The organism is Streptomyces sp. B21-083 (assembly GCF_036898825.1).
Taxonomy (GTDB): Bacteria; Actinomycetota; Actinomycetes; order Streptomycetales; family Streptomycetaceae; genus Streptomyces.
In genome coordinates, this window is sequence record NZ_JARUND010000002.1 from 3,878,496 (window position 1) to 3,900,762 (window position 22,267).

A 22,267-nucleotide genomic window follows, 5' to 3' on the forward strand; every position below is an offset into this window, starting at 1 on the left:
GTCACCGGTTCGGCTGGACGTGAAGCGCAGGTAGGGCGGGCGACGTGCGGAGTGCGCCGGTACCGTCTTCCGTATGGACACGTCATGGTGGCTCGCCCTGGCGGCCGTCGTGCTGCTCGCGCTGGTCGCGGCGCTGGTGGACGGCTGGGGGCGCGGGCATCGGCCCCCGAGGCGCGGGGGCAGGCCGCCGGGGCGGCCCGGGGAGCCGAAAGGGCAGCGGGGGCGGTCGGCGCGGCCCCGGCCCGCGGAGATCTGGTGGGCGAACGTGCCCTTCGAGGACGGCCCGGGGGGCAAGGACCGGCCGTGTCTGGTGCTCGCGGTGCGCGGGCGGCGCGCGACGGTCGCGAAGATCACCAGCAAGTACCACGACGAGCGGCCGGGGGTGATTCCGCTGCCGCCGGGCGCGGTGGGCGACGCCCAGGGCCGGACGAGTTTCCTGGAGACGGACGAGCTGCGTGACCTGCCAGTTCAGGAGTTCCGGCGGCGGGTGGGGGTGGTGGACCCGGCCCTGTGGGACCAGGTCCGACACCTCGCGTCGTAGTGCGGAACCCGAACAGGTTCACGATGGGCCGGTCAGGGGCTCACGCCCAGAGCTGGCCCTGCAGTGTCTCGATGGCTTCCTCTGTCGTGGCCGCCGTGTAGACGCCCGTCGAGAGGTATTTCCAGCCACCGTCGGCGACGACGAAGGCGATGTCCGCGCTCTCGCCCGCCTTGACCGCCTTGTTGCCGACGCCGATCGCGGCGTGCAGCGCGGCGCCGGTGGAGACGCCCGCGAAGATGCCCTCCTGCTGGAGGAGTTCACGGGTGCGGGTGACCGCGTCCGCCGAGCCGACGGAGAAACGGGTGGTGAGGACGGAGGCGTCGTACAGCTCGGGTACGAAGCCCTCGTCGAGGTTGCGCAGGCCGTACACCAGGTCGTCGTAGCGCGGTTCGGCGGCGACGATCTTCACGTCCGGCTTGTGCTCGCGGAGGTAGCGGCCGACGCCCATGAGCGTCCCGGTCGTGCCGAGGCCTGCCACGAAGTGGGTGATGGAGGGGAGGTCGGTGAGGATCTCCGGGCCGGTGGTGGCGTAGTGGGCGCCCGCGTTGTCCGGGTTGCCGTACTGGTAGAGCATCACCCAGTCCGGGTGCTCGGCGGCGAGCTCCTTGGCGACCCGTACGGCCGTGTTGGAGCCGCCGGCGGCGGGGCTGGGGATGATCTCGGCGCCCCACATGGCGAGCAGCTCGCGGCGTTCCTGCGAGGTGTTCTCGGGCATCACGCAGACCATGCGGTAGCCCTTGAGCTTGGCGGCCATGGCGAGCGAGATGCCGGTGTTGCCGGAGGTGGGCTCCAGGATGGTGCAGCCGGGGGTGAGCCGGCCGTCCTTCTCGGCCTGCTCGACCATGTGCAGGGCTGGGCGGTCCTTGACCGAGCCGGTGGGGTTTCGGTCCTCCAGCTTCGCCCAGATCCGTACGTCGGCGGACGGCGAGAGCCGCGGCAGGCGCACCAGGGGGGTGTTGCCTACCGCGGCGAGCGGCGAGTCGTAGCGCATGGGTGCCAGGGGCCGATCAGACCATGCCACCGGCGACGGCCGGCAGGATCGTCACGGTGTCGCCGTCGGCGAGCTTGGTGTTGATGCCGTCGAGGAAGCGGACGTCCTCGTCGTTGAGGTAGACGTTGATGAAGCGGCGCAGCTTGCCGTCGTCCACGATGCGGGCCTGGACTCCCGTGTGCCGGGTTTCGAGGTCGGCGAGAAGCTCGGCGAGGGTCTCCCCGGCACCGGGGACGGCCTTCTCGCCGTCGGTGTAGGTGCGGAGGATGGTCGGGATGCGGACCTCGATGGCCATGGCTCGGGGCTCCTGTCGGGAGTGGTAGGTCGATGGGCGCGCGGCGGCGCGAAAAGCGTTGTTCAGCAGGTCATACATGTGACGCGCCGCGGCTCACGGCCGTACGGCGGCAGGGGGCAGCATCAACAGATGGCGCTTGCCAGCCTGCACAGGTCGACGTGCAGCCGCGCCACGAGCAGCAGGGTGCCCGGCGTCTTCTCGCTCACGTCGTAGGAAACCATGGGCTCATCGTATCGATTCCCGGTCCGGATCCTGGAGGCCCGTCCTGCATTCTGGACATTTTCGGGCCGCTGGATGAGATGGGTGGCAGATCGGCGGGTGATCCGCACGAGATCAGTACGTCTCCACGACGCTGACCTCCTCCTCCGTCACCTCTCCCTCGACGATCCGGAACGAGCGGAACTGGAACTCCCCGAGGCCGTCCGTGTCGGCCGTGGACACCAGGACGTAGTGGGCGCCGGGCTCGTTGGCGTAGGAGATGTCGGTACGGGAGGGGTGGGCCTCGGTCGCCGTGTGGGAGTGGTAGATGACCACCGGCTCCTCGTCACGGTCGTCCATCTCGCGGTACAGCTTGAGCAGATCCCCGGAGTCGAACTCGTAGAACGTGGGCGACATGGCCGCGTTCAGCATCGGGATGAAGCGCTCGGGGCGGTCGGAGCCCGCCGGGCCGGCGACGACGCCGCACGCCTCGTCGGGGTGGTCCTTGCGCGCGTGGGCGACGATCTGGTCGACGAGGGCCTGGGTGATGGTCAGCATGCTGGCCAGGATAAGCAGAGGGGCCGTCCCGTACCGAGGGTTGGTACGGGACGGCCCACATGCCGGAATGACGCTACGGCTAGGAAGATCTCAGGGCATCAAGGTCGACACGAGCGTCTCCTGCAGCCCTCCCAGCCACAGGTACGCCATCACCATCGGCTTGCGCGGGTCCTCGTCCGGGAGCCGGTAGAGGAGGTCGGTGTCCTCCTCGTCGACGACGTCGAGCCGGGAGCCGATCGCCAGGCGCAGGTCGTTGAGCGCGCCGAGCCATTGCCGGGACTCCTCGTGCGTCAGCTTGAGCACCGCGCCCCCGTCGCCCGCCGGCGACAGCGCGTCCAGTGAGCGGATCACCGCGAGGGCGGTCTCCCGCTTGCCGGTCCGCAGGTCGTTCTCGGTGAACCGGCGGAACTCGGAGGAGTACTCCCGCTGTTCCTCCGCCTGTTCCGGCGACGACGGTACGTCGACGGGGTCACCGTAGGCGTCCGGGAACAGGCGCCTGAGCACCGGGTCGGAGGGGGGCTCGCTCGGGCCCTCGGCGAACAGCTCGGCGAGCGGGTCGTCGGGGGCGTCCTCGCCGGGGCCGGGGCCGATCAGCTCCAGGAGCTGGACGGCCAGCGACCGGATGATGGAGATCTCGACGTCGTCGAGCGCGACGGCCGCGCCGCCGCCGGGGAGCGGTTCGAAGTGTCCTGGCATGGAATTGTTCGCTACTTCCGGTCCTGCTGGAGGGTGGCCCACAGACCGTAGCCGTGCATGGCCTGCACGTCGCGTTCCATCTCTTCGCGGCTGCCGCTGGAGACGACCGCCCGGCCCTTGTGGTGGACGTCCATCATGAGCTTGGTGGCCTTGTCCTTCGGGTAGCCGAAGTACGTCTGGAAGACGTAGGTCACATAGCTCATGAGGTTGACCGGGTCGTTGTGGACGATGGTGACCCAGGGGACGTCGGGCTCGGGTACGGCGAAGGTCTCCTCCGCCGGTTCGGTGCGTTCGATCTCTACGGGAGCGGGTGACGTCACAAGGCCATGCTGCCACCAGAAGGGGGTCACCGGCCAAATCGCCGTGGAAATCGTCAAAGTGACGAGATGGGGGTAGCATCCCGTCCATGAACACAGCGGACCTTGGGCTGCCGGTGGACGTCCCCTCGACGGCGCTCTTCACGGATCACTACGAGCTGACGATGCTCCAGGCAGCCCTGAAGGCGGGCACCGCCGACCGGCGGTCGGTCTTCGAGGTCTTCACGCGGCGGTTGCCGGAGGGCCGGCGATACGGCGTCGTCGCGGGCACCGGGCGGGTGCTCGACGCGGTGGAGAACTTCCGTTTCGACACGGCCGTCCTCGACTTCCTGCGCGAGCGCCGGATCGTCAACGAGGAGACCCTGCAGTGGCTGGCCTCGTACCGGTTCAGCGGGGACGTCTGGGGCTATCCCGAGGGCGAGGTCTACTTCCCGGGCTCGCCGATCCTGCGGGTCGAGGGCTCCTTCGCGGAGTGTGTGCTGCTGGAGACGGTGATCCTCTCCATCCTCAACCACGATTCTGCGATCGCGGCGGCCGCGTCCCGGATGGCCTCGGCCGCCGGTGACCGCCCGCTGATCGAGATGGGCGCCCGGCGCACGCACGAGCTGGCCGCGGTGGCCGCCTCCCGCGCCGCGTACGTCGGCGGCTTCACCAGCACGTCCGACCTGGCCGCCGGTTTCCGCTACGGCATCCCGACCGTCGGGACGAGCGCCCACGCGTTCACCCTGCTCCACGACCGCGAGCGGGACGCCTTCCAGGCCCAGGTGGACTCGCTGGGCCGCGACACGACGCTGCTGGTGGACACGTACGACGTCGCCGAGGCGGTGCGGGCAGCGGTGGAGGTCGCCGGGCCGGAACTGGGCGCGGTGCGCATCGACTCCGGGGACCTGCTCCTGGTCGCGCACCGGGTGCGGCAGCAGCTGGACGAGCTGGGGGCGCAGCGGACGCGGATCGTCGTGACCTCGGACCTCGACGAGTACGCGATCGCCTCGCTGGCGGCGGCACCCGTGGACGCGTACGGGGTCGGCACCCAGCTGGTGACGGGTTCCGGCCACCCGACGTGCTCGATGGTCTACAAGTTGGTGGCCCGCGCCGAGTCCGCGGACCCGAAGGCTCCGCTGGTCCCGGTGGCGAAGAAGTCGAGCGGCGGGAAGACGTCCGTGGGGGGCCGGAAGTGGGCGGCCCGGCGGCTCGACCGGCACGGGTTCGCGGAGGCCGAGGTGATCGGTACGGGACCGGTGCCGGCCGAGCTGGCCGACCGGCAGCTGCTGGTCGAGCTGGTGAAGGGCGGTCGGGTCGTCGCCCGCGAGGCGCTGGACGTCGTACGGGACCGGCATGCCACCGCGCGCGCCAACCTGCCGCTGTCGGCGACCCAGCTGTCGCGCGGGGAGGCCGTCATTCCGACGGAGTACGTGCCGGCGCGGGCCTGACACCCCCGCTGCACAGGGGCAACAGGCGTCCGTGCCCGCCGGTTGCCCCGAATGCCCCCTCCCGAAGTGGGTCGGAAGTCTCTAGGCTCGGAAGTTCACATGTTCACACCGACCAGGCCTCCAGGCCCGCACCCCCTGACACTCGAAGGACACCGCCCATGCGCCGCGCCCTGATCGTCGTAGACGTGCAGAACGACTTCTGCGAGGGAGGCAGTCTCGCGGTGGCCGGGGGTGCCGATGTCGCTGCCGCGATCACCGAGCTGATCGGGCAGGCCCCCGCCGGGTACCGCCATGTCGTGGCGACCCGCGACCATCACATCGCCCCGGGCGGACACTTCGCCGACAACCCCGACTTCCAGCGCTCCTGGCCCGCGCACTGCGTGGCCGGCACGGAGGGAGTCGGCTTCCACCCGAACTTCGCGCCGGCGGTCGCCTCCGGCGCGATCGACGCCGTCTTCGACAAGGGCGCGTACGCGGCGGCCTACAGCGGCTTCGAGGGCGCCGACGAGAACGGGGTCTCGCTGGGCGACTGGCTGCGGGCCCGTGAGATCGACGAGGTCGACGTGGTCGGTATCGCGACCGACCACTGCGTCAGGGCCACGGCTCTGGACGCGGCCCGCGAGGGCTTCCGCACCCAGGTCCTGCTGGACCTCACGGCAGGCGTCGCCGAGGAGTCGACGAAACGGGCCCTGGAGGAGCTGCGGGCGGCGGGCGTGGAACTGTCCGGCAAGGCGGTCGTCTAGCCCGTAGGGCTCCCCCTGTACCGCCCCCCTCCGCTCCCCCGTTCCGGACCCCGCACCCACCCCCGCACGCTCGTACGTCCCCGCACGGCCGCGTACGCCCGCACGACCCCCGCACGCTCGTACGTCCCCGCACGGCCGCGTACGCCCGCACGACCCCGCAGACCCCTACGACCCGCACGCCCCGTACGACCCGTACGACCCGTACGACCCGTACGACCCGCACGCTCGCACGCCCCCGTACGACCCGCACGCCCCCGCACGCCCCCGCACGCCCGTGTGTGCGCACACCCCCCGCCCCGGGGTCAGTCGTCCAGGTCCAGCCACTTCCCGTCGCGCATGAGGGTTCGGCCGGCCATCTCGGGCACCGTCCCCCACGCCTGTAGCACCTGCGGGGTGACCTGGAACCAGACGTAGGAGGCATGGTCCTCGCGCGGGTCCCAGCCGTCCTTCGCGGTGAAGGCGTCGCCCACGCCGGCGGGCAGCTCCTCGCGGGGCAGCATGCGGGCGGTGCCGTGGATCAGGACGACGTCGCGGGTGTGGCCGAAGGAGAGCCGGACCCGGCCCGAGGAGATCAGGTTGCGGCCGGTCGGGTTGGTGTCGCGGGTGGCCAGCCACACCGACTCGCCGTCCCACCAGTAGGCGAGCGGGACCAGACAGGGCTCGCCGGTGGCGTCGGCCGTGGCGACCCAGACGTCGATGTCCTTGGCGAGGCGTTCGAGCGCCTCGCGTCTGCGCTGCTCGGAGCTGCGGGGGCCGCCGGAGTGGGGGTCAGCTGCTGTCATGCCGCGAGATTACGGCGTACGCCCTCCCGGTCACATCGTGCGATGGGACTAGGCCGAAAGGCCGAGGCCCCCGGAGGGCGGTCACAGGTCACACCCTTTTCACACCCGGGCCGGTGGCCTCCGCAGCAGCGACCTGATCGGGTGCCACAGCTCCGTGCGCTCCGGGAGCGACGGGACGCTGTTGTCCGGGGCCGTGCGCCATATCAGGCCGTCGGGGTGGTGGAGGACGGCGGTGATCTCGTCGGGGCTGGGCGGCTCCGCGTTGCCCCGGAGGTAGACGGCTCGCAGGCCGAGGTTGCGCAGGCGGGTCAGTGCCCTGGCGCGGTTCTGGGCGAGCACCAGGACGCGTACGTCGTCCAGGCCCACGCCCGTGGGTCTGCCGGTCGGGGCGGTGGGGCTGGGCAGGTTCAGCGCCACCACCACGCTGCCACTGGGCAGCTTACAGAAACCTCCTGCGGCCATGCGGTCACACCCCCCGTGGGACTCGGTGTCAATAAGAAAGGCACAGGAGGCACCTAAACACGATCGGCCGCGACCCGCCAGGGGGTCACGGCCGATCATGTTCTGACCTGCGATTATGTGGATTACTTCACCGCGGGGCCGACCTGGATCGAGATCGTGGAGCCGTCCTTGGCCTCCTTGACGATCTTGATCTTGGTGTTGGTGTCAGTGATATTCACGCCCGCGAGCGGGGTCGCCGCGTCGTAGTACGTGGAGGTGTGGTCGTTGAAGGTCGACACGCCCTTCTGGGAGGGGACCTTCGTGAGCACGTCCGCGTTGTGGAGCCGGAGGGCGTCCGTGCGGTACAGGCTGAACGGGGAGTCGTAGGACTGGATGCGGTTGCGCATCAGCGTGCCGTCCGCCCACTTCAGCGGGGTCGGGTGCGCGTCCACCGGAAGGATCTTGCCGAGACCCGGGTGCGCGGTCACGTTGTTGTCGTTCTGGGAGGTGTCCCACTTCCAGATCAACAGGCCGTTCTGGTACGGGAAGTGCTCGACCCAGGACGGACGGGTCGTCGAGAAGCCGAAGTTGTACGGGCCGACCTTGAGGGTCTTGTCGTACGACACGTACTGGCGGTTCTCGGCGATGTAGTACTGCGGGTAGCTGTCCGTGTAGGACGCGCCGAGGCGCGAGAAGCCCTTCGCCTTCCACGCCGCGTCCGCGCTCTCCGCGTTGTCGGCGAAGACCGTGGCGCCGTCGGCGGTGAGGGTGATCTCGTCGGCCGCGAAGCCCTTCTGGGAGACGCCGCCGTCGGAGGTGTAGCGGAAGCGCAGGTCGAACTTCTTGCCCGCATAGGCGTCCAGGGGGTACGCCAGCTTCTTGTACGCGTCCACCGTGCCGGTGAGCGCCGGCTTGCCGCTGCCGTCCCGCGGGATGGCCGCGCCGTCGACCGTGCCGTCGAGAGGCGTGAAGGTGGCGCCGCCGTCGGTGGAGACCTCGGTGTAGAGGTAGTCGTAGTCGGCCTCGATGTCGTACCAGCCGTCCAGGGTGAGGGTGGCCGAGGACTTGCCGGTGAGGTCGACCGAACGGGTCAGCGTGTTGTTGAGGTTGTTGTCGCTGCCGCTCCACCACTGGGTCGCGCCCTGCGCCGGGGGGACGACCTCGGTGGTGACCGTCTTGTCCGGCAGCTGGACGACGAGCGCCTGCGGGTTCTTGGTGTTGTACTCGGCGACGCCCAGCTTGTGGTTCGACTTCTTTCCGGCCTTCGCCGTGTCGTAGTCGAGCCAGCCCAGCTGGAGCTTGTCCCAGGCGGTCATGTCACCGGGCAGGTCGCCGATGTTGTTGCCACCGGTACCGAGCCAGGAGCCGGACGACATCAGGGTCCAGTAACCGGTCGAGTTCTCACCGGTGTTGGTGGTGTCGTAGTGGTCCGGCAGACCGAGGTCGTGGCCGTACTCGTGGGCGAAGACGCCGAGTCCGCCGTTCTCCGGCTGGATGGTGTAGTCGCCGACCCAGATGCCGGTGTCGCCGATCTGCGCGCCGCCGAGCCGGTTGCCGGTGGGGCCGGTCGAGCCCGCGTCGCTGCCGAACGCGAACCAGCGGTGCGCCCAGATGGCGTCCTCGCCCTGCGCGCCACCGCCGGCGGACTCGTCCTCACCGGCGTGCACGATCTGGAAGTGGTCGATGTAGCCGTCGGGCTCGTTGAAGTTGCCGTCGGCGTCGAAGTCGTTGCGGTCCCACTGGTCGTACGCGGCCAGCTGGGTCTTGATCGCCGCGTCGGTCGCGCCGGCTGCCTTCTGCGCCGCGACCCATGCCGCGACCCCGTCCTGCACCGCGTACCAGGCGCAGTTGTCGGGGTCGCACTTGTTGGACCCGTAACGGGCCTCGTTGTAGGGGACCTTGACCCAGTCCGAGACCGTGCCCTCGATCGAGTAGCGGCCCGAGGACTGCTTCTCGTAGTACTTCTTCATCGACTCGGTGTTCTTGCCGGTGCCGAAGTAGAGCTTCTTGAAGTGCTCGGTGTTGTAGTCCGCCTGCCAGGCCGTGCTGTTGTCCTGGGTGCGGTCCGGCGAGGCTATCTGGTTGTGCAGCGGGCCGGGCGTGCCGCCGTAGCGGCTGTCGACCTTGTCGCCGAACTCGACGAGGATCGTGAAGATCTTGTCGGTTCGCTCGCGGCCGAGCTCGACGTACTTGCCCTTACCCTTGCCGCTCTTGAGCTGCACGACCTGTGAGCCGTTGCGGTTCTGAGCCTTGGCCTCGCCGGAGATGACCTGCCTGAGGGCTTCCTCGCGCTGGGCCTCCTGGGTCTGGCTGAGTGGCCCGTCGAGGTCGTGGTCGGCGTGCTGCCGCTCCGCCGGGTCGTGCCGGTTCGCGGCCGGCACGGCTGAAGCGCCTTTGCCCGCACCGGAGTCGGCCTCGGCGATGGCGAAGGTGGAGAAGGTGGCGGCGGCTGTGGCGAGTGCCACGCCCACGGCCGCCGTTCTGAACGTCCAGGGTCTGCTGGTCACTTGAGGGTCCCTCCCCCGCGCCCGTCCGCGCGGATGGGGGGGTTCCTGGTTCGGAAGCTCTCCGCGGGCGGTATACGCGTGTAGTCAAGTGACGTAATTTGACTAGAGGTTTAGAAGAAAAGACAGACCTTGACTTGGGCAGGTCAAATGCATTATGTGGGCTTGACAGGCCCTATAGCTGTCGCCCAACCGGCGCGCGGGCGCGTCCACTTGGTGGACGTGATGACTCCGTGCGCCCCCTGTGCTCCGGAGCCGTGTGTTAGGTCACGCTTACCGCGCGTTCCAGTCGGGCATGCACGCGATTAGAGTCGGTCGGCGGACGCCGGATGTCCGGTGGAAAGCCAGGTCGACACGCTCCCCTCACCCCCGAATCCACGAGGACTCGATTGCCATGCCTCGTCAGACCGCGCCTCGTCCGACCGTCGCACAGCTCACCTACGGTTCGTGCACCGTGATTCTCTCGACGCTCGCCATGTTGCTGCTGTCTCAGACGGGTTCGGGCCCGGGGGTCGCGCTGATCGCCCTCGTGGGACTCGTCCTGGGACTGCTCGTCGCCATGACCGTGCCCCGGCACAGGCCGTCCCGGACGGCCTCACAGATCGTCGCCTCGTCGGCCGCCCCGGCGGTCGTCGCCCCGGCGCCTCGCGAACGGGTCCCGGTGCAGGCCTCCTCGGCTCAGCAAGACTGAAACAGCCTCAGGACTGAACCACCCATACGCCAACGGCGGTTGGGCGGGGCCCGTTTCACACGGGCCCCGCCCAACCGCCGTTGGCGTTCCCGGCGCCCGGTCCCCGCGCAGCCGGCCACCGCTCAACCGGTGCTGACCACCACCGTCTTGGCCGCCTTGTCGTGCAGGCCCTGCTTGTACGGCTTGTCGAAGAAGCTCCAGCCGCCCGCGATCGCCGTCCAGATGCAGGCGCAGCAGAAGGCGAACGGGATCCACAGCACGAGCGACCGGACGAGCGCGGTCTGCACGGAGGGCGTGGCACCGTTGTCGAGGTTGGCCACCCGGAGCCGGAGCCACTTCTTGCCGAAGGTCTGCCCGGTCCGGGAGATCAGGATCGTGTCGTACGCGATGTAGAGCACGGCGGCGATGGCCGACTGGCCGATCGAGCGGCCGTACTGGATCTTGTCGCCGTTGACGTCGTACTCGTTGACGTTGAAGCCCCAGGTGAGCAGGCCGACGACGACACCGACGAGGATCATGTCGATGAGCCGCGCCAGCACCCGCCGGCCGCCGTCGGCGAGCGGGGGCATACCCGCGAGGGGGTCGGCGGCCCCGCCGTAGGGATCACCGCCGCCACCGCCGTACGGCGCGCCACCTCCCCCGTACGGCGAGCCTCCGCCGGCAGGGCCTGAGCCGCCATAGGGATCGCCTGCGCCGTACGACGGGGGCGGTGGCTGCTTCCTGAACGGGTCGTCGTCCGGTGGCTGCTGACCGGCGCCGGGGGGCGGTTCGCTGCTCATGGCCCGAGTGGACCGCGAACCGCCCGGCTCCGCATCCGGCGAGCGGCCGTCCGAGGTACCGAATCAGGTGAGGCGTACGTCGTAGCGGGCCGACCCACATCGAACATACGGCCGTCGCTCAGCCGCACGACCAGTCGCCGGTGCTCATCCGTGGTCAGCCCGCCACGAAGGTGTGCGCCGCCTTGTCGTGCCAGCACTGGTGCCACGGGCGGTCGAACAGGCACCACAGGACGCCCACGACACCGATGCCGAGCAGCCCCGGGACGCCGTAGACGAGCCAGCGGCGCAGGGCCGCGCCGAACGACGGGGGCTCGTGGCCCTCGATGTCCCTGACCTCCAGGCCGAGCAGCTTCTTGCCGAGCGTGCGGCCCCACTTCGCCGTGGGCCACGCCTCGGTCAGGACCCCGGCCAGCAGCAGCACGGCCAGCACGATGCCCAGATACAGCCCGGTCGTGCCGTCCAGCAGCCATACGGTCACCGTCTCGCCGGAGAGCTTCGCCGCGTCGACCTTCTCGGTGATGTGGTCGACAGCCATGGTGCTGAGTGGCACGGCGGCCACGGCGGTGAGGGCACCGAGGACGAGGGTGTCCACGAACCGGGCGACCAGCCGCTTGCCGAGGTTCGCCGGACGGGCCGAGGCCTGTCGTCGGGCGGCTGCCTGGAACACGTCCTCGACGGGCGGCTTCCAGGGCGCGAGGCGCTGCTCCCCGCCCTCCTCGGATCCGCTCGGGCGGGGCGCCATGGCCCAGGAGGGCTGGCCGCCGCCGACGCCGTGGGCCATCGGCGGACCGGTGCCGGGAGAGTTCTGCTGGGGGACGGCCGGGGTCGCGGGCAGCAGGGCGGGGTTGGCGCCCTGGGCCGCCGCCGCACGGGCCGCCGCGGCCTTCCCGGCGCCGAAGCCCGGGCCGGACGCGGGCGCTGGCGCGGGTGCGGGTGCGGGTGCTGTCACGGGGCCCTGCGCGGCCTGCGGCGAGCCCGTGCTCCCCGGCTGCGCGCCGCCCGCTCCGTCCTCGCGCCCCGTGCGCGGGGAGAGCGCACGGAAGGTCATGGTGCCCTCGGAGGGCACGGGGCCACGGGTGCCGGGGACGCCTCCCTCCGCTCCGGTGGCGGCCGGTCCTGGGGTGGGCCGGCGGAACACGAACGTGCCCGACTCGGGGATGTCACCGGCTTCCGGCTCCATCGGCGGGATCGTCGCGGAACCGTCCGTACTGGCCGACCGGCCGTCCGGCTGGACCGGGGGCTCGTGCGCCGCCCTGGGGTCCGCCGTCCTCGGGTCGGCGGCCGGTGCCGGGAAGCCCCAGGAGACCTGGCGGTCCCGGTCGCCGCCGAACCCGGACTGGTGCGAGCGGTCGGCGCCCCAGGCGGACGCCGGTTCGGGCCGGCTGCCGTGCTGGGCCTCGGCCGGTGTCGCCCGACGCGGCTCGCCGGCCTGGCTCCGCGGGTCCTCGTCGAAGAAGTGCGGCCCGGTCTCCTCGACCGGCGCCGCGACGGGCGCGCTGTCGGACTGCGCCGGGCGGCTGGTGCCCGGCACCCAGGAGGTGCCGTTCCAGAACCGGACATATCCAGGAATGGAAGGGTCCGGGTAATACCCTTCGCGGGGCCTGTCGTCACCGGGGGCCGGGGTTGGGGCGCTCATGTCCTTCGTCCCGTATCTGCTCGGGGGTCATTTCGGGTGCCCCACATCTATCAGACCGGCGCACACCCTACTGCCCCTCCGGCCGTACCTACTCCCTTCGTGACACCTTCTGCCATCTGTCGCGACGGCTCCGACACCGTTCGCAAAAAACTTCTCCGAAATACCTCTCGGAACCCGCGTAATGCTGACGCCTCCGCACGCTCTCTCCTCGTACGGGCCCACCGCGGGCCCGGCCGACACCCGCACGACACGTTCGACGAGAGAGGAAGTGCCCGCCATGAACCACGCGATGAACACCGTGGTGGAACGGGAACTGGAGCTGAAACTCATCCTGTCGCCGGAGCGGAGCATCCCCGTGCCCGCCCGGCTCACCTATCGCACCAACGACCCGTTCGCCGTCCACATCGCCTTCCACATCAGCTCCGAGAACCCCGTGAACTGGACGTTCGCCCGGGAACTCCTGGTCGAGGGGGTGTTCAGGCCGTGCGGTCACGGTGACGTCCGGGTCTGGCCGACGAAGGTCGACGGGCGCAGTGTCGTCCTGATGGCGCTGAGTTCACCCGACGGTGATGCGCTACTGGAGGCGCCCACCGCTCAGGTGTCGGCATGGCTGGAGCGCACCCTGCGGGCGGTCCCCCCGGGCTCTGAGGTCGAGCAGCTCGGCATCGACGACGGCCTCGCCGAGCTGCTCTCGCCCTCCCCCAAGTTCTCGGCTTCGCTCGAACAGGGGGGACCCCCGTCGGCCGATGATCTGTGGCTGCGCGACCCGTGGCCGTCGGACGAGTCCCCGGAAGGTGAGGGATACGTATGACACGCGCCCCGGGTCGTTCAGAAGAGCTTGCCCGGGTTCAGCAGGCCCAGCGGGTCGAAGGCCGCCTTGACCGCCCGCTGCATCTCCACGCCGACCGGGCCCAGCTCGCGTGCCAGCCACTCCTTCTTGAGGATGCCGACGCCGTGCTCCCCGGTGATCGTGCCGTCCAGTTCCAGGCCGAGGGCCATGATCTCGTCGAAGGACTCGCGGGCCCGCCGGGACTCCTCGGCGTCCTGTGCGTCGAAGCAGACCGTGGGATGGGTGTTGCCGTCGCCCGCGTGGGCGCACACCCCGATGGTCAGCTGGTACTTCTCGGCGATGCGCTCGACGCCCGCCAGCAGCTCACCGAGCCGCGACCGGGGTACGCACACGTCGTCGATCATCGTCGTGCCCTTGACCGCTTCGAGCGCGACGAGGCACAACCGCCGCGCCTGGAGGAGCAGTTCGGATTCGGCGGCGTCGTCGGCGGGAACCACCTGCGTCGCCCCGGCCGCCTCGCAGATCGCGCCGACTGCCGTGAGGTCGGCGCCGGGGTCGTGGGTGTCGAAGGCGCAGAGCAGCAGGGCCTCGGTGGTCTCCGGCAGCCCCATGTTCGCCAGGTCGTTCACGGCCTTGACGGTCGTACGGTCCATCAGTTCGAGGAGGGACGGGACGTGACCGCCCTCCATGATCCGGCACACGGCGTCGCACGCGGCGGCGGCCGAGGCGAACTCGGCGGCGAGCACGAGCTGCTGGGGCGGCTGCGGCCTGAGTGCCAGCACCGCCCGTACGACGATGCCGAGCGAGCCCTCCGAGCCCACGAACAGCCGGGTGAGGTCGTACCCGGCGACACCCTTCGCGGTCCGCCGCCCGGTGGACATGAGCCGCCCGTCGGCGAGCACCACGTCCAGCCCCAGGACGTACTCGGCGGTGACGCCGTACTTCACACAGCACAGCCCGCCGGACGCGGTGCCGATGTTGCCGCCGATCGTGCACATCTCCCAGCTGGAGGGGTCCGGCGGGTAGTACAGGCCGTGTTCGTTGACCGCGCGGGAGAGCGTGGCGTTGATGACGCCGGGCTCGACGACGGCGATGCGGTCGACCGGGTTGATCTCCAGGATCCGGTCCATCTTCACGAGCGACAGCACGATGCAGCCCTCGGAGGCGTTGGCAGCGCCCGACAGTCCGGTGCGGGCGCCCTGCGGGACGACCGGGACACGCAGTTCGGTGGCGACGCGCATGACGTGCTGGACCTGTTCGACGGTGCGCGGCAGGACAACGACGGCCGGGGTGCCCGCCTCGCAGAAGCTCGCCATGTCGTTGGCGTAGGCGGCGGTGACGTCCGGATCGGTGAGCACGGCCTCGGCCGGCAGCTCCGCGAGCAGCCGGTCCGTGAGGTTGCCCTGGGCTTCGTCGGGTGCGGCTTGGATACGGCTCATGATCACAGCCTTGCACCCGGGGCCATCGGTGTGAACCCCGTCCGCGAGGAGGTTTCGGTACGGGAATCCGGTCGTCGTATTGACGCACAGTGAGCGCCATGGAGATGGAGAGAGTCCGTGCTCGTGGTCGTGTTCGTGTCCGTGGTCGTGTCCTCCCGCGCCCGTTGATCGCCGCACTCGCGGGGTGTGCGGTACTCGGCGGCGCCCTGATGATGCTGACCCCGGACCGTCCGGCCACCGTGTCAGCGCCGGGTCCGGCCGGCCGGGCGGAACGGGCGGTGACCGGCGGAGCGCCCGCCGCGCTGCCCGACCTGCGGGTGTTCATCGCCGACCGCGAGGCGTACGTCCGCACGCACGCGCGTGACGGGCAGGCCTGGGCGCAGCTCGGCTCGGCCTATGTGGAGCGCGGGCTGCGGACGTCGGACGCCGCCGACTTCCCGAGGGCGGAACGGGCGCTGCGTACGTCGCTGAGGGTGCGCCCGGTGAGCGGGGCGCGGACCACCGAGGGGCTCGTGGGCATGGCCGCGCTGGCGAACGCGCGCCGCGACTTCCCGGCCGCCCGGAAGTGGGGCGAGGAGGCGCTGCGCCAGGCGCCGAAGCGCTGGACGTCGTACCCGGCGCTGCTGAACGCGTACACGGGCCTCGGCGACTACAAGGCGGTCCGGCGGACGCTGGAGCGGCTGCAGGAGCTGCGTTCCGGGGCGGCGGTGCCGGCGGTGCTGGCGCGGACGGCGGGCGTGTACCGGGACCAGGGCCGCCGTGAGGACGCGCAGGCGGCACTGTCGGACGCGGCGGCGCGGGCCACGAGCCCGGCCGAGGAGGCCGAATGGCAGTACCGGGCGGGCGAGTTGGCATGGGAGCAGGGTGAACCAGCCGATGGGCTACGGCATTTCAGGGCGGCCCTGCGTCTCGATCCAGGGCTGGGTTCCGCGCGGGCGGGCGAGGGACGGGCGTTGGCCGCGCTGAACCGGCCGTCGGAGGCTCTCGTCGCCTACCGGGCGGCCCTCGCCGAGCAGCCGTCGCCTCGATACGCCCTGGAGCTGGGCGAGTTGTACGACTCCCTGGGCCGGTCCGAGGAGGCACAGGCACAGTACGCGGTGCTGCGGACGCGGGTCGCGAAGGAGCAAGTAGGCGGTGTGGACGGGGAGTTGCTGCTCGGCCGGTTCGAGGCGGACCACGGGGACGCGGTCTCTGCCGTACGGCGGCTGCGGGCGGAGTGGGCGCGGCAGCCTGGGCTCGATGCGGCGGACGCGCTGGGCTGGGCGCTGCACCGGTCGGGCAGGGGCGAGGAGGCGCTGGGCTGGGCGAGGCGGGCGACCGACAAGGAGCATGGCGCCGAGGTGCGCAGCGCGCTGTACGTGTACCACCGGGGCATGATCGAGCGGGAGTTGGGGCTGACGGGTCCCGCCCGTCGGCATCTGGAGGAGGCGCTGCGGATCAACCCGTACTTCTCTCCGGCGGGGGTGCCGGCGGCGAAGGAGGCACTGTCGGAACTGGGCGAGCCGTGACCTCCGGCCCGCCCACCTGGCCGCCGGTTCCTACAGGTTGCCGCGCTTGTCCTGCTCCCGCTCGATCGCCTCGAAGAGGGCCTTGAAGTTGCCCTTGCCGAAGCCCATGGAGCCGTGCCGTTCGATGATCTCGAAGAAGACGGTCGGACGGTCCTGGACCGGCTTGGTGAAGATCTGCAGCAGATAGCCGTCCTCGTCGCGGTCGACGAGGATCTTCAGTTCGCGGAGCGTGTCGACCGGGACGCGGGTCTCGCCGGCCCACTCCCCCAGGGTGTCGTAGTACGAGTCGGGCGTGTCGAGGAACTCGACGCCGGCCGCCCGCATGGTCCGTACGGTCTCGACGATGTCGCCCGAGTTGAGGGCGATGTGCTGGACGCCCGCGCCGCCGTAGAACTCCAGGTACTCGTCGATCTGGGACTTCTTCTTGGCGAGGGCGGGCTCGTTGATCGGGAACTTGACCTTGAGGGTGCCGTCGGCGACGACCTTCGACATCAGCGCGCTGTACTCGGTGGCGATGTCGTCGCCCACGAACTCCTTCATGTTCGTGAAGCCCATGACCTTGTTGTAGAAGCCGACCCATTCGTTCATGTGGCCGAGTTCGACATTGCCCACGCAGTGGTCGATCGCCTGGAAGGTGCGCCGGGCGGGCGGTTCGACGAGCGGGGCGGCTGCGGCGAACCCCGGGAGGTACGGGCCGTCGTAGCCCGTACGTTCGACGAGGGTGTGGCGGGTCTGGCCGTACGTGGCGATCGCGGCGAGGACGACCGTGCCGTGCTCGTCCTTCAGCTCGTACGGCTCGGCCAGCGAGCGGGCGCCGTGTTCGACGGCGTACGTGTACGCGGCGCGGGCGTCCGGGACCTCGATGGCGAGGTCGACGACGCCGTCACCGTGCTCGGCGACATGGCCGGCCAGGAAGTGGCCCCAGGTGGTGGCGGGCTTGACGACCGAGGTGAACACGAACCGGGCGGAGCCGTTCTCCAGGACGTACGACGCGGTCTCGCGGCTGCCCGTCTCCGGTCCGGAGTAGGCGACGAGCCGCATGCCGAAGGCCGTGGAGTAGTAGTGCGCCGCCTGTTTGGCGTTGCCCACGGCGAAGACGACGGCGTCCATTCCCTTGACCGGGAAGGGGTCTGCCTGCCGGGCGGTGTCGGGAGTGTGGTGTGTGGTCTGCGTCATGGGTGAAGGGTCGCGCCGGGTTTGCAAGGTGCGCAATAGTTGGCGTATTCACTGGGCATTCTGTTCAACTGAGGGCGCGGTCCAGCGGGCTTTCTGTACAGGATGACCATCCGCGCGGAAGGCTCACCAAGGGCTCAGGGAGGCTGCTGTGGCGATCGACGAGCTGGACGGTCGGATCATCGTGCTGCTGGCGCGGGAGCCGCGGATCGGTGTGCTGGAGATGTCCCGGCGGTTCGGGGTGGCGCGCGGGACGGCACAGGCGCGGCTCGACCGGCTTCAGTCGAACGGCGTCATCCGGGGGTTCGGGCCTCAGGTGGATCCGGCGGCGCTCGGCTACCCGGTCACCGCGTTCGCCACGCTTCAGATCAGGCAGGGGCAGGGCGCGGACGTACGGGCCCACCTGGCGTCCGTGCCGGAGGTGCTGGAGCTGCTCACGACCACCGGCAACGGGGACATGCTGTGCCGGCTGGTGGCCCGCTCGAACGCCGACCTCCAGCGGGTGATCGACCGGGTCGTCGGTTTCGACGGCATCGTCCGGGCCGCCACGGCGATCGTGATGGAGAACCCCGTCCCGCTGCGGTTCATCCCGTTGGTGGAACAGGCGGCATCGGAGCACGACGGCTGAACAGTCGAAGCCGACGCCCACCGTCTCGCCCTCGCCGCCAAGCGCCCCACCCAGGACCTCCGCACCCGCGTCGGGTGGACCCTCGTGGAGGTCGGCCTGCGTCTGGCGTCCGCGCCGCCGAAGCCCCGGTTCGCCTGAGGCTCAGATCCTCTTCGGCGGAGGCCCGCTGGACTCCCGTACCACCAGCGGCGGGTCCACCTCGTGCAGGACGCGTTCCGTCGAGCCGGGGTTCGTGATCTCGTCGACCAGGAAGCCGATGCCCTCGGTCGCCACCGAGTCGAAGTCCTGCGCCACCGTGGTCAGCGCGGGCCGCTGGAAGCGGGCGGCGGGGATGTCGTCCATCCCGACGACGCTCACCTCGTCCGGGACCCGGCGACCCCGCTCGTGCAACGCCCTGACCAGGCCGATCGCCATGTCGTCGTTCGCCACGAAGACGGCGGTCATCGCCTCGTCGTCCGCCAGCCGCAGACCCGCCTCGTAACCGCTCGCGCAGGACCAGTCCCCCGCGACGGGCTCGGTCACGGGAAGGTTCGCCTCGGTCAGCGCCGACCGCCAGCCGTCCGCGCGGTCACGGGACGCCCACCACTGGCCCGGCCCCGAGACATGCCGGATCTCGGTGTGCCCCAGGTCGATGAGGTGCCGGGTCGCCACATACCCGCTGCGGTCCGACTTCTCCGCCGAACGGATCCGCCGTGCGGCGACCAGACCGGGAAAGCGGCCGATGGTGAGGATGGGGACGTCCAGCCAGACCTTGACGGGGCTTCCCTCGTCGATCGCCTCCGACAGCACGATGCCGTCGACGCCCTGTTCGAGGAGGCTGTCGATGGCCTCGGCGATGCTGTGCTCGTCGTCCTCGGTGGTGTGGGCGACGCTGACCGAGTAGCCGAGCCGGCGCGCCGAGCGCTCGATGGCGACGAGCATGGTCATCGGTCCGTAGAGACGGGCCCCTAGGGAGATCACGCCGAGCCTGCGGCTCCGGCCCGAAGTGAGGCTGCGCGCCGCGCCGTTGGGGCGGTACCCGAGCTGCTGGGCCGCGCGCTGAACACGCTCCCGGAGCTCCTCGCGGACGTACGGCTCGTTGTTCATGACACGCGAGACCGTCTTCTGGGAGACGCCGGCGAGCCGTGCGACATCGGTGCTCGTCGCCGGTGGCCGCGAGACTCCGTCACGACCTTGGGTGCCAGCCACCGAAGCTCCCTCTTTTCAGGACTGCGCTGTCAGGAAATCGTCGTGAACAGTGTGCGGCTCGGCCCTCGGAATCGTCAATCGAAGCCGTAATCCGCAGGAAACAGCTGTGACACAAGTATTGACGGCGGCTTGATCCGGGCCACAGAATCCGGCCTGACTACGCAGTCATGCGTGGGATCGGGGCCCACTGATCGGAGCGGTGATGCGGAGAACGCAGAGTAGAGGAAAGCTGACGAAGGCGCTGGGGAGTCTCGTCGCGGCGGGCGCCCTGCTGGCGGTGCCCATGGCCAGTGCGCAGGCCTACGACCCGACCGGCGGGATCCTCTACCAGCTCGGCAACGAGCCGTGTCTGAAGGGCCGGGGCAACTGCGCGATCTACCCGAAGTCGGCGGAGCTGCCCGGCGGGCGGCTGGTCGCGTCGTTCGAGAAGTCCACGGTCGTGACGAGTTCGGGCAGCGCCGACGGGCAGACCCTCCCGGTCTACAAGAGCGACGACGCCGGCACGAGCTGGCAGCCGCTGTCCGAGGTCAAGGCTCCCGCGTACCTCTCCACCGATCCCAAGTACGCCAAGTACACGAGCAACTGGACCAACCCGTACCTCTACGTCCTTCCGCAGAACGTCGGTGCGCTGAAGAAGGGCACCCTGCTGCTGGCGAGTGTCGTGTCGGGCGATGACTACTACTACAAGGAGCACAAGGCGGCGGACCCCAACTGGACGCCGAACAACGACGGTGACCGCAAGGATCTGGCGATCGCCCTGTACTCCAGCGTCGACGAGGGCAAGAGCTGGAAGGTCGTCAACGTCATCGCGTCGGCGGGCTGGCAGGGCGGAAGTGCGGGCGCGGTCGGCCAGAACGTCGCGGCGGCGAACACGTCCCGGCAGGTGGACCCCCTCTGGGAGCCGTACCTGATGGTCTACGGCGGCAAGCTGGTCTGCTTCTACTCCGACGAGAACGACTACACCGGCTTCGACCCGGTCACCGGCGTCCCGACCCTCGACCCCGCGAACGACACGGCCACCGACTCGCACGGCCAGATCCTCGCCCACCGCACCTGGGACGGCAGCGGCGCCGCATGGAGCGACCCGGTCGTGGACGTCGCCGGGTCCAAGCAGGACATGGGCGGCGGCAAGACGGAGATCGGCGGCGGCCGGCCGGGCATGACCAACGTCGTCGCCACGTCGGACGGCAGATGGCTGCTCACGTTCGAGTACTGGGGCGGCGGGGCCAACACCCGTTATGTGATCGCCGACAACCCGCTGAAGTTCTTCCGCGGCTCCCCGACCGGCATGTCCGTCGGCGCGCTGCCGGTCGTCGCCGGTTCCAAGCCCCTCTCGCCGGGCGGCAGCCCGGTCCTCATCCGGATTCCCGACGGACGCCTGGTGTACAACGCCTCGAACAGCGGCGACGTCTGGGTCAACGAGAGCGGGCGCAGCGACGGGGTGTGGACGGAGTACCAGACGACCTCGCCGGCCGGCTACAGCCGCAACCTGCAGTACGTCGACTCCACCGGACGCGTGGCGATCCTCAACAACCAGGGCGCGTCCACGATCGCCTACGCCGAGGTCGACCTCGGTGACTCGGGCGGCACCTACTACCAGTTGCTGAACCGGAAGACCGGCCAGGTGATCGGCACCGGCAACAAGACCAACGACGCCAACCTCGGCAACGGGGACACGCCCGACGTGGTCCTTGAGGACGCCGGGGCGGCGGCGAACCCCGACACCCAGTCCTGGCACGTGGTGACCGAGCCGAACGGCGGTACGACCCTGCTGAACAGGTCGGGCGGTCGCTCGGCGTCCATCTGGACCGGCAACGCGACGGTCGGCCAGCGCATCGGCCAGTGGGTCGACAACAGCGCGACAGGCAGCTGGAACCTGGTCAAGACGGCCGACGGCTACTACAAGCTCCAGTCGCTCAAGAACACGGCCCTGTACCTGACCGGCGCGTCCGCCGGAGCCCCGCTGACCTTGCAGAACGCGGCGACGGACGGCTCGCAGGACTGGAAGCTGGTCAAGTGAGCTGACGTGAGGTGAGGTCGGGACGGGAGTGAGGTCGGGAGGGGAGGTGCCGAGTCAGCAACTCGGCACCTCCCCCTTCCCCGTCTCCAGCGCCACCAACGCCCCGACCGCCCCCTTGAGGGTCGTCACCGGGATCAGCCGCAGCCCCTTGGGAAGCTCCGACCTGGCGTCCGAGCACTCCGCCTTCGGCACCAGGAAGACGGTCGCGCCGTCCCGCCGCGCGGCCTGGGTCTTCAGACCCACCCCGCCCACCGCCCCGACCGTGCCGTCGGCGTCGATCGTCCCCGTACCGGCGACGGTACGACCGCCGGTGAGGTCGCCGCCCTTGCCGTCGCCGTCGAGCTTGTCGACGATGCCGAGGGAGAAGAGGAGCCCGGCGCTGGGGCCGCCGACGTCGGCGAGCTTCAGGCTGACCTTGATCTTGCCGGAGTCCTCGTCCAGGTACTTCAGGGCCGCCTCGGCCGCCGCGTCCTGCGACTGCTTCATCTCGGCGGTGTTGTGCGCCTCGATCTCCTTGGTGCTGTTCCCGCTCGGGTAGACCGAGTCACGCGGCATCACCGCCTGGTCGGTACGGAACCAGCCGTCGAGTACGTCACCGAGGCTCACGTGGGTGTCCGGGCCGGTCGCCTCGATCGTCGTCATCCGCAGCTCGCCGCGGGTCTCGCGGGGCGTCCCGCCGGTGATCGTGATGACCGGGTCGCCCTTGTTCTCGCCGAGAACGTTCGCCGTCAGACCGGGCTGCGCCAGAGTGAACGGCAGCGGCGCGAACGCGGCCGTGGCGAGCAGGGCCACGACGGGCAGGGCACAGACGGCGACGGCCCAGGGGCGCGTGAGGCGAGAGAGCACGAGGTCAATCTAACGCGGGGGCCTTTTCCGGCCGGGGGCGGCTGCCCTGCCCCTCGTCGACGGAGGGCCCACG

Annotated in this window: 23 protein-coding genes; 8 read left to right on the plus strand and 15 right to left on the minus strand. The window is 70.3% G+C overall.

Translation table 11 applies throughout. The features are described from left to right. Positions 1–73: 73 nt before the first annotated feature. Positions 74–541, plus strand: coding sequence for a type II toxin-antitoxin system PemK/MazF family toxin (locus tag QA861_RS41330; protein ID WP_334594036.1), 468 nt, complete (start codon positions 74–76; stop codon positions 539–541). 40 nt (positions 542–581) lie between these two features. On the opposite strand, the gene QA861_RS41335 is transcribed toward QA861_RS41330, so the two are convergent. From QA861_RS41335 to clpS, 6 genes are all read right to left on the minus strand, one after another. Beyond that, positions 582–1,532, minus strand: coding sequence for a PLP-dependent cysteine synthase family protein (locus tag QA861_RS41335; protein ID WP_334594037.1), 951 nt, complete (start codon positions 1,530–1,532; stop codon positions 582–584). A 16-nt stretch (positions 1,533–1,548) separates the two neighbouring features. Then, positions 1,549–1,827: a MoaD/ThiS family protein gene (locus tag QA861_RS41340; RefSeq protein WP_334594038.1), complete on the minus strand. Its 279-nt coding sequence runs from the start codon at positions 1,825–1,827 to the stop codon at positions 1,549–1,551. A gap of 122 nt (positions 1,828–1,949) precedes the next feature. After that, positions 1,950–2,048 (minus strand): putative leader peptide, encoded by a 99-nt coding sequence (locus QA861_RS41345; RefSeq protein ID WP_330290648.1) that lies wholly within the window; start codon positions 2,046–2,048, stop codon positions 1,950–1,952. A gap of 112 nt (positions 2,049–2,160) precedes the next feature. After that, the gene (locus tag QA861_RS41350) at positions 2,161–2,583 is read right to left on the minus strand and encodes a M67 family metallopeptidase (RefSeq protein WP_334594040.1); all 423 of its coding nucleotides are present in this window, start codon (positions 2,581–2,583) and stop codon (positions 2,161–2,163) included. 90 nt (positions 2,584–2,673) lie between these two features. Next, positions 2,674–3,279: a DUF2017 domain-containing protein gene (locus tag QA861_RS41355; RefSeq protein WP_334594041.1), complete on the minus strand. Its 606-nt coding sequence runs from the start codon at positions 3,277–3,279 to the stop codon at positions 2,674–2,676. Positions 3,280–3,290: 11 nt separating this feature from the next. Further along, complete coding sequence (clpS, locus tag QA861_RS41360; RefSeq protein WP_334594042.1) at positions 3,291–3,599, minus strand: ATP-dependent Clp protease adapter ClpS; 309 nt, start codon at positions 3,597–3,599, stop codon at positions 3,291–3,293. Between the two features lie 86 nt (positions 3,600–3,685). Between clpS and QA861_RS41365 the strand changes: the two genes are divergently transcribed. Both QA861_RS41365 and QA861_RS41370 read left to right on the plus strand, forming a co-directional pair. Next, positions 3,686–5,026, plus strand: a complete 1,341-nt coding sequence (locus QA861_RS41365) for a nicotinate phosphoribosyltransferase (protein WP_334594043.1) — start codon at positions 3,686–3,688, stop codon at positions 5,024–5,026. Between the two features lie 158 nt (positions 5,027–5,184). Further along, positions 5,185–5,769, plus strand: coding sequence for a nicotinamidase (locus tag QA861_RS41370; protein ID WP_334594044.1), 585 nt, complete (start codon positions 5,185–5,187; stop codon positions 5,767–5,769). 302 nt (positions 5,770–6,071) lie between these two features. On the opposite strand, the gene QA861_RS41375 is transcribed toward QA861_RS41370, so the two are convergent. The 3 genes from QA861_RS41375 to QA861_RS41385 all read right to left on the minus strand — a co-directional run bounded on the left by QA861_RS41375 (position 6,072) and on the right by QA861_RS41385 (position 9,499). Beyond that, positions 6,072–6,551 (minus strand): pyridoxamine 5'-phosphate oxidase family protein, encoded by a 480-nt coding sequence (locus QA861_RS41375; RefSeq protein WP_334594045.1) that lies wholly within the window; start codon positions 6,549–6,551, stop codon positions 6,072–6,074. Between the two features lie 99 nt (positions 6,552–6,650). Further along, the gene (locus QA861_RS41380) at positions 6,651–7,013 is read right to left on the minus strand and encodes a hypothetical protein (protein ID WP_334594047.1); all 363 of its coding nucleotides are present in this window, start codon (positions 7,011–7,013) and stop codon (positions 6,651–6,653) included. Between the two features lie 122 nt (positions 7,014–7,135). Then, positions 7,136–9,499 (minus strand): immune inhibitor A domain-containing protein, encoded by a 2,364-nt coding sequence (locus QA861_RS41385; protein WP_334594049.1) that lies wholly within the window; start codon positions 9,497–9,499, stop codon positions 7,136–7,138. A gap of 391 nt (positions 9,500–9,890) precedes the next feature. On the opposite strand from QA861_RS41385, the gene QA861_RS41390 reads away from it, so the two are divergent. Next, complete coding sequence (locus QA861_RS41390; RefSeq protein ID WP_334594050.1) at positions 9,891–10,187, plus strand: hypothetical protein; 297 nt, start codon at positions 9,891–9,893, stop codon at positions 10,185–10,187. A 122-nt stretch (positions 10,188–10,309) separates the two neighbouring features. On the opposite strand, the gene QA861_RS41395 is transcribed toward QA861_RS41390, so the two are convergent. Both QA861_RS41395 and QA861_RS41400 read right to left on the minus strand, forming a co-directional pair. After that, on the minus strand, positions 10,310–10,966 hold the full coding sequence (locus QA861_RS41395; RefSeq protein ID WP_334594052.1) for an RDD family protein: 657 nt from the start codon (positions 10,964–10,966) through the stop codon (positions 10,310–10,312). A gap of 154 nt (positions 10,967–11,120) precedes the next feature. Beyond that, positions 11,121–12,602, minus strand: a complete 1,482-nt coding sequence (locus QA861_RS41400) for an RDD family protein (protein WP_334594053.1) — start codon at positions 12,600–12,602, stop codon at positions 11,121–11,123. A 289-nt stretch (positions 12,603–12,891) separates the two neighbouring features. Here QA861_RS41400 and QA861_RS41405 point away from each other — a divergent pair, with 289 nt between their 5' ends. After that, on the plus strand, positions 12,892–13,413 hold the full coding sequence (locus QA861_RS41405) for an SsgA family sporulation/cell division regulator (protein WP_443041691.1): 522 nt from the start codon (positions 12,892–12,894) through the stop codon (positions 13,411–13,413). A 17-nt stretch (positions 13,414–13,430) separates the two neighbouring features. Here the strand turns inward: QA861_RS41405 and QA861_RS41410 are convergent, their stop codons facing one another. Then, positions 13,431–14,837: an FAD-binding oxidoreductase gene (locus QA861_RS41410; protein WP_334594055.1), complete on the minus strand. Its 1,407-nt coding sequence runs from the start codon at positions 14,835–14,837 to the stop codon at positions 13,431–13,433. Positions 14,838–14,929: 92 nt separating this feature from the next. On the opposite strand from QA861_RS41410, the gene QA861_RS41415 reads away from it, so the two are divergent. Beyond that, positions 14,930–16,339: a tetratricopeptide repeat protein gene (locus QA861_RS41415; RefSeq protein WP_334594056.1), complete on the plus strand. Its 1,410-nt coding sequence runs from the start codon at positions 14,930–14,932 to the stop codon at positions 16,337–16,339. 30 nt (positions 16,340–16,369) lie between these two features. On the opposite strand, the gene hppD is transcribed toward QA861_RS41415, so the two are convergent. Then, positions 16,370–17,515 carry a 4-hydroxyphenylpyruvate dioxygenase gene (hppD, locus tag QA861_RS41420; RefSeq protein ID WP_334594057.1) on the minus strand — a complete coding sequence of 382 codons (1,146 nt, stop codon included), beginning with the start codon at positions 17,513–17,515 and terminating at the stop codon, positions 16,370–16,372. Positions 17,516–17,663: 148 nt separating this feature from the next. Between hppD and QA861_RS41425 the strand changes: the two genes are divergently transcribed. Next, on the plus strand, positions 17,664–18,140 hold the full coding sequence (locus QA861_RS41425; RefSeq protein ID WP_334594058.1) for an Lrp/AsnC family transcriptional regulator: 477 nt from the start codon (positions 17,664–17,666) through the stop codon (positions 18,138–18,140). 141 nt (positions 18,141–18,281) lie between these two features. On the opposite strand, the gene QA861_RS41430 is transcribed toward QA861_RS41425, so the two are convergent. Beyond that, a complete protein-coding gene (locus tag QA861_RS41430) occupies positions 18,282–19,328 on the minus strand; it encodes a LacI family DNA-binding transcriptional regulator (RefSeq protein WP_334594059.1) in 1,047 nt (348 codons plus the stop codon). 202 nt (positions 19,329–19,530) lie between these two features. Here QA861_RS41430 and QA861_RS41435 point away from each other — a divergent pair, with 202 nt between their 5' ends. Next, the gene (locus tag QA861_RS41435) at positions 19,531–21,348 is read left to right on the plus strand and encodes an RICIN domain-containing protein (protein WP_334594060.1); all 1,818 of its coding nucleotides are present in this window, start codon (positions 19,531–19,533) and stop codon (positions 21,346–21,348) included. Positions 21,349–21,402: 54 nt separating this feature from the next. Here the strand turns inward: QA861_RS41435 and QA861_RS41440 are convergent, their stop codons facing one another. After that, positions 21,403–22,194 carry a S16 family serine protease gene (locus tag QA861_RS41440; RefSeq protein ID WP_334594061.1) on the minus strand — a complete coding sequence of 264 codons (792 nt, stop codon included), beginning with the start codon at positions 22,192–22,194 and terminating at the stop codon, positions 21,403–21,405. Between the last annotated feature and the right edge of the window lie 73 nt (positions 22,195–22,267).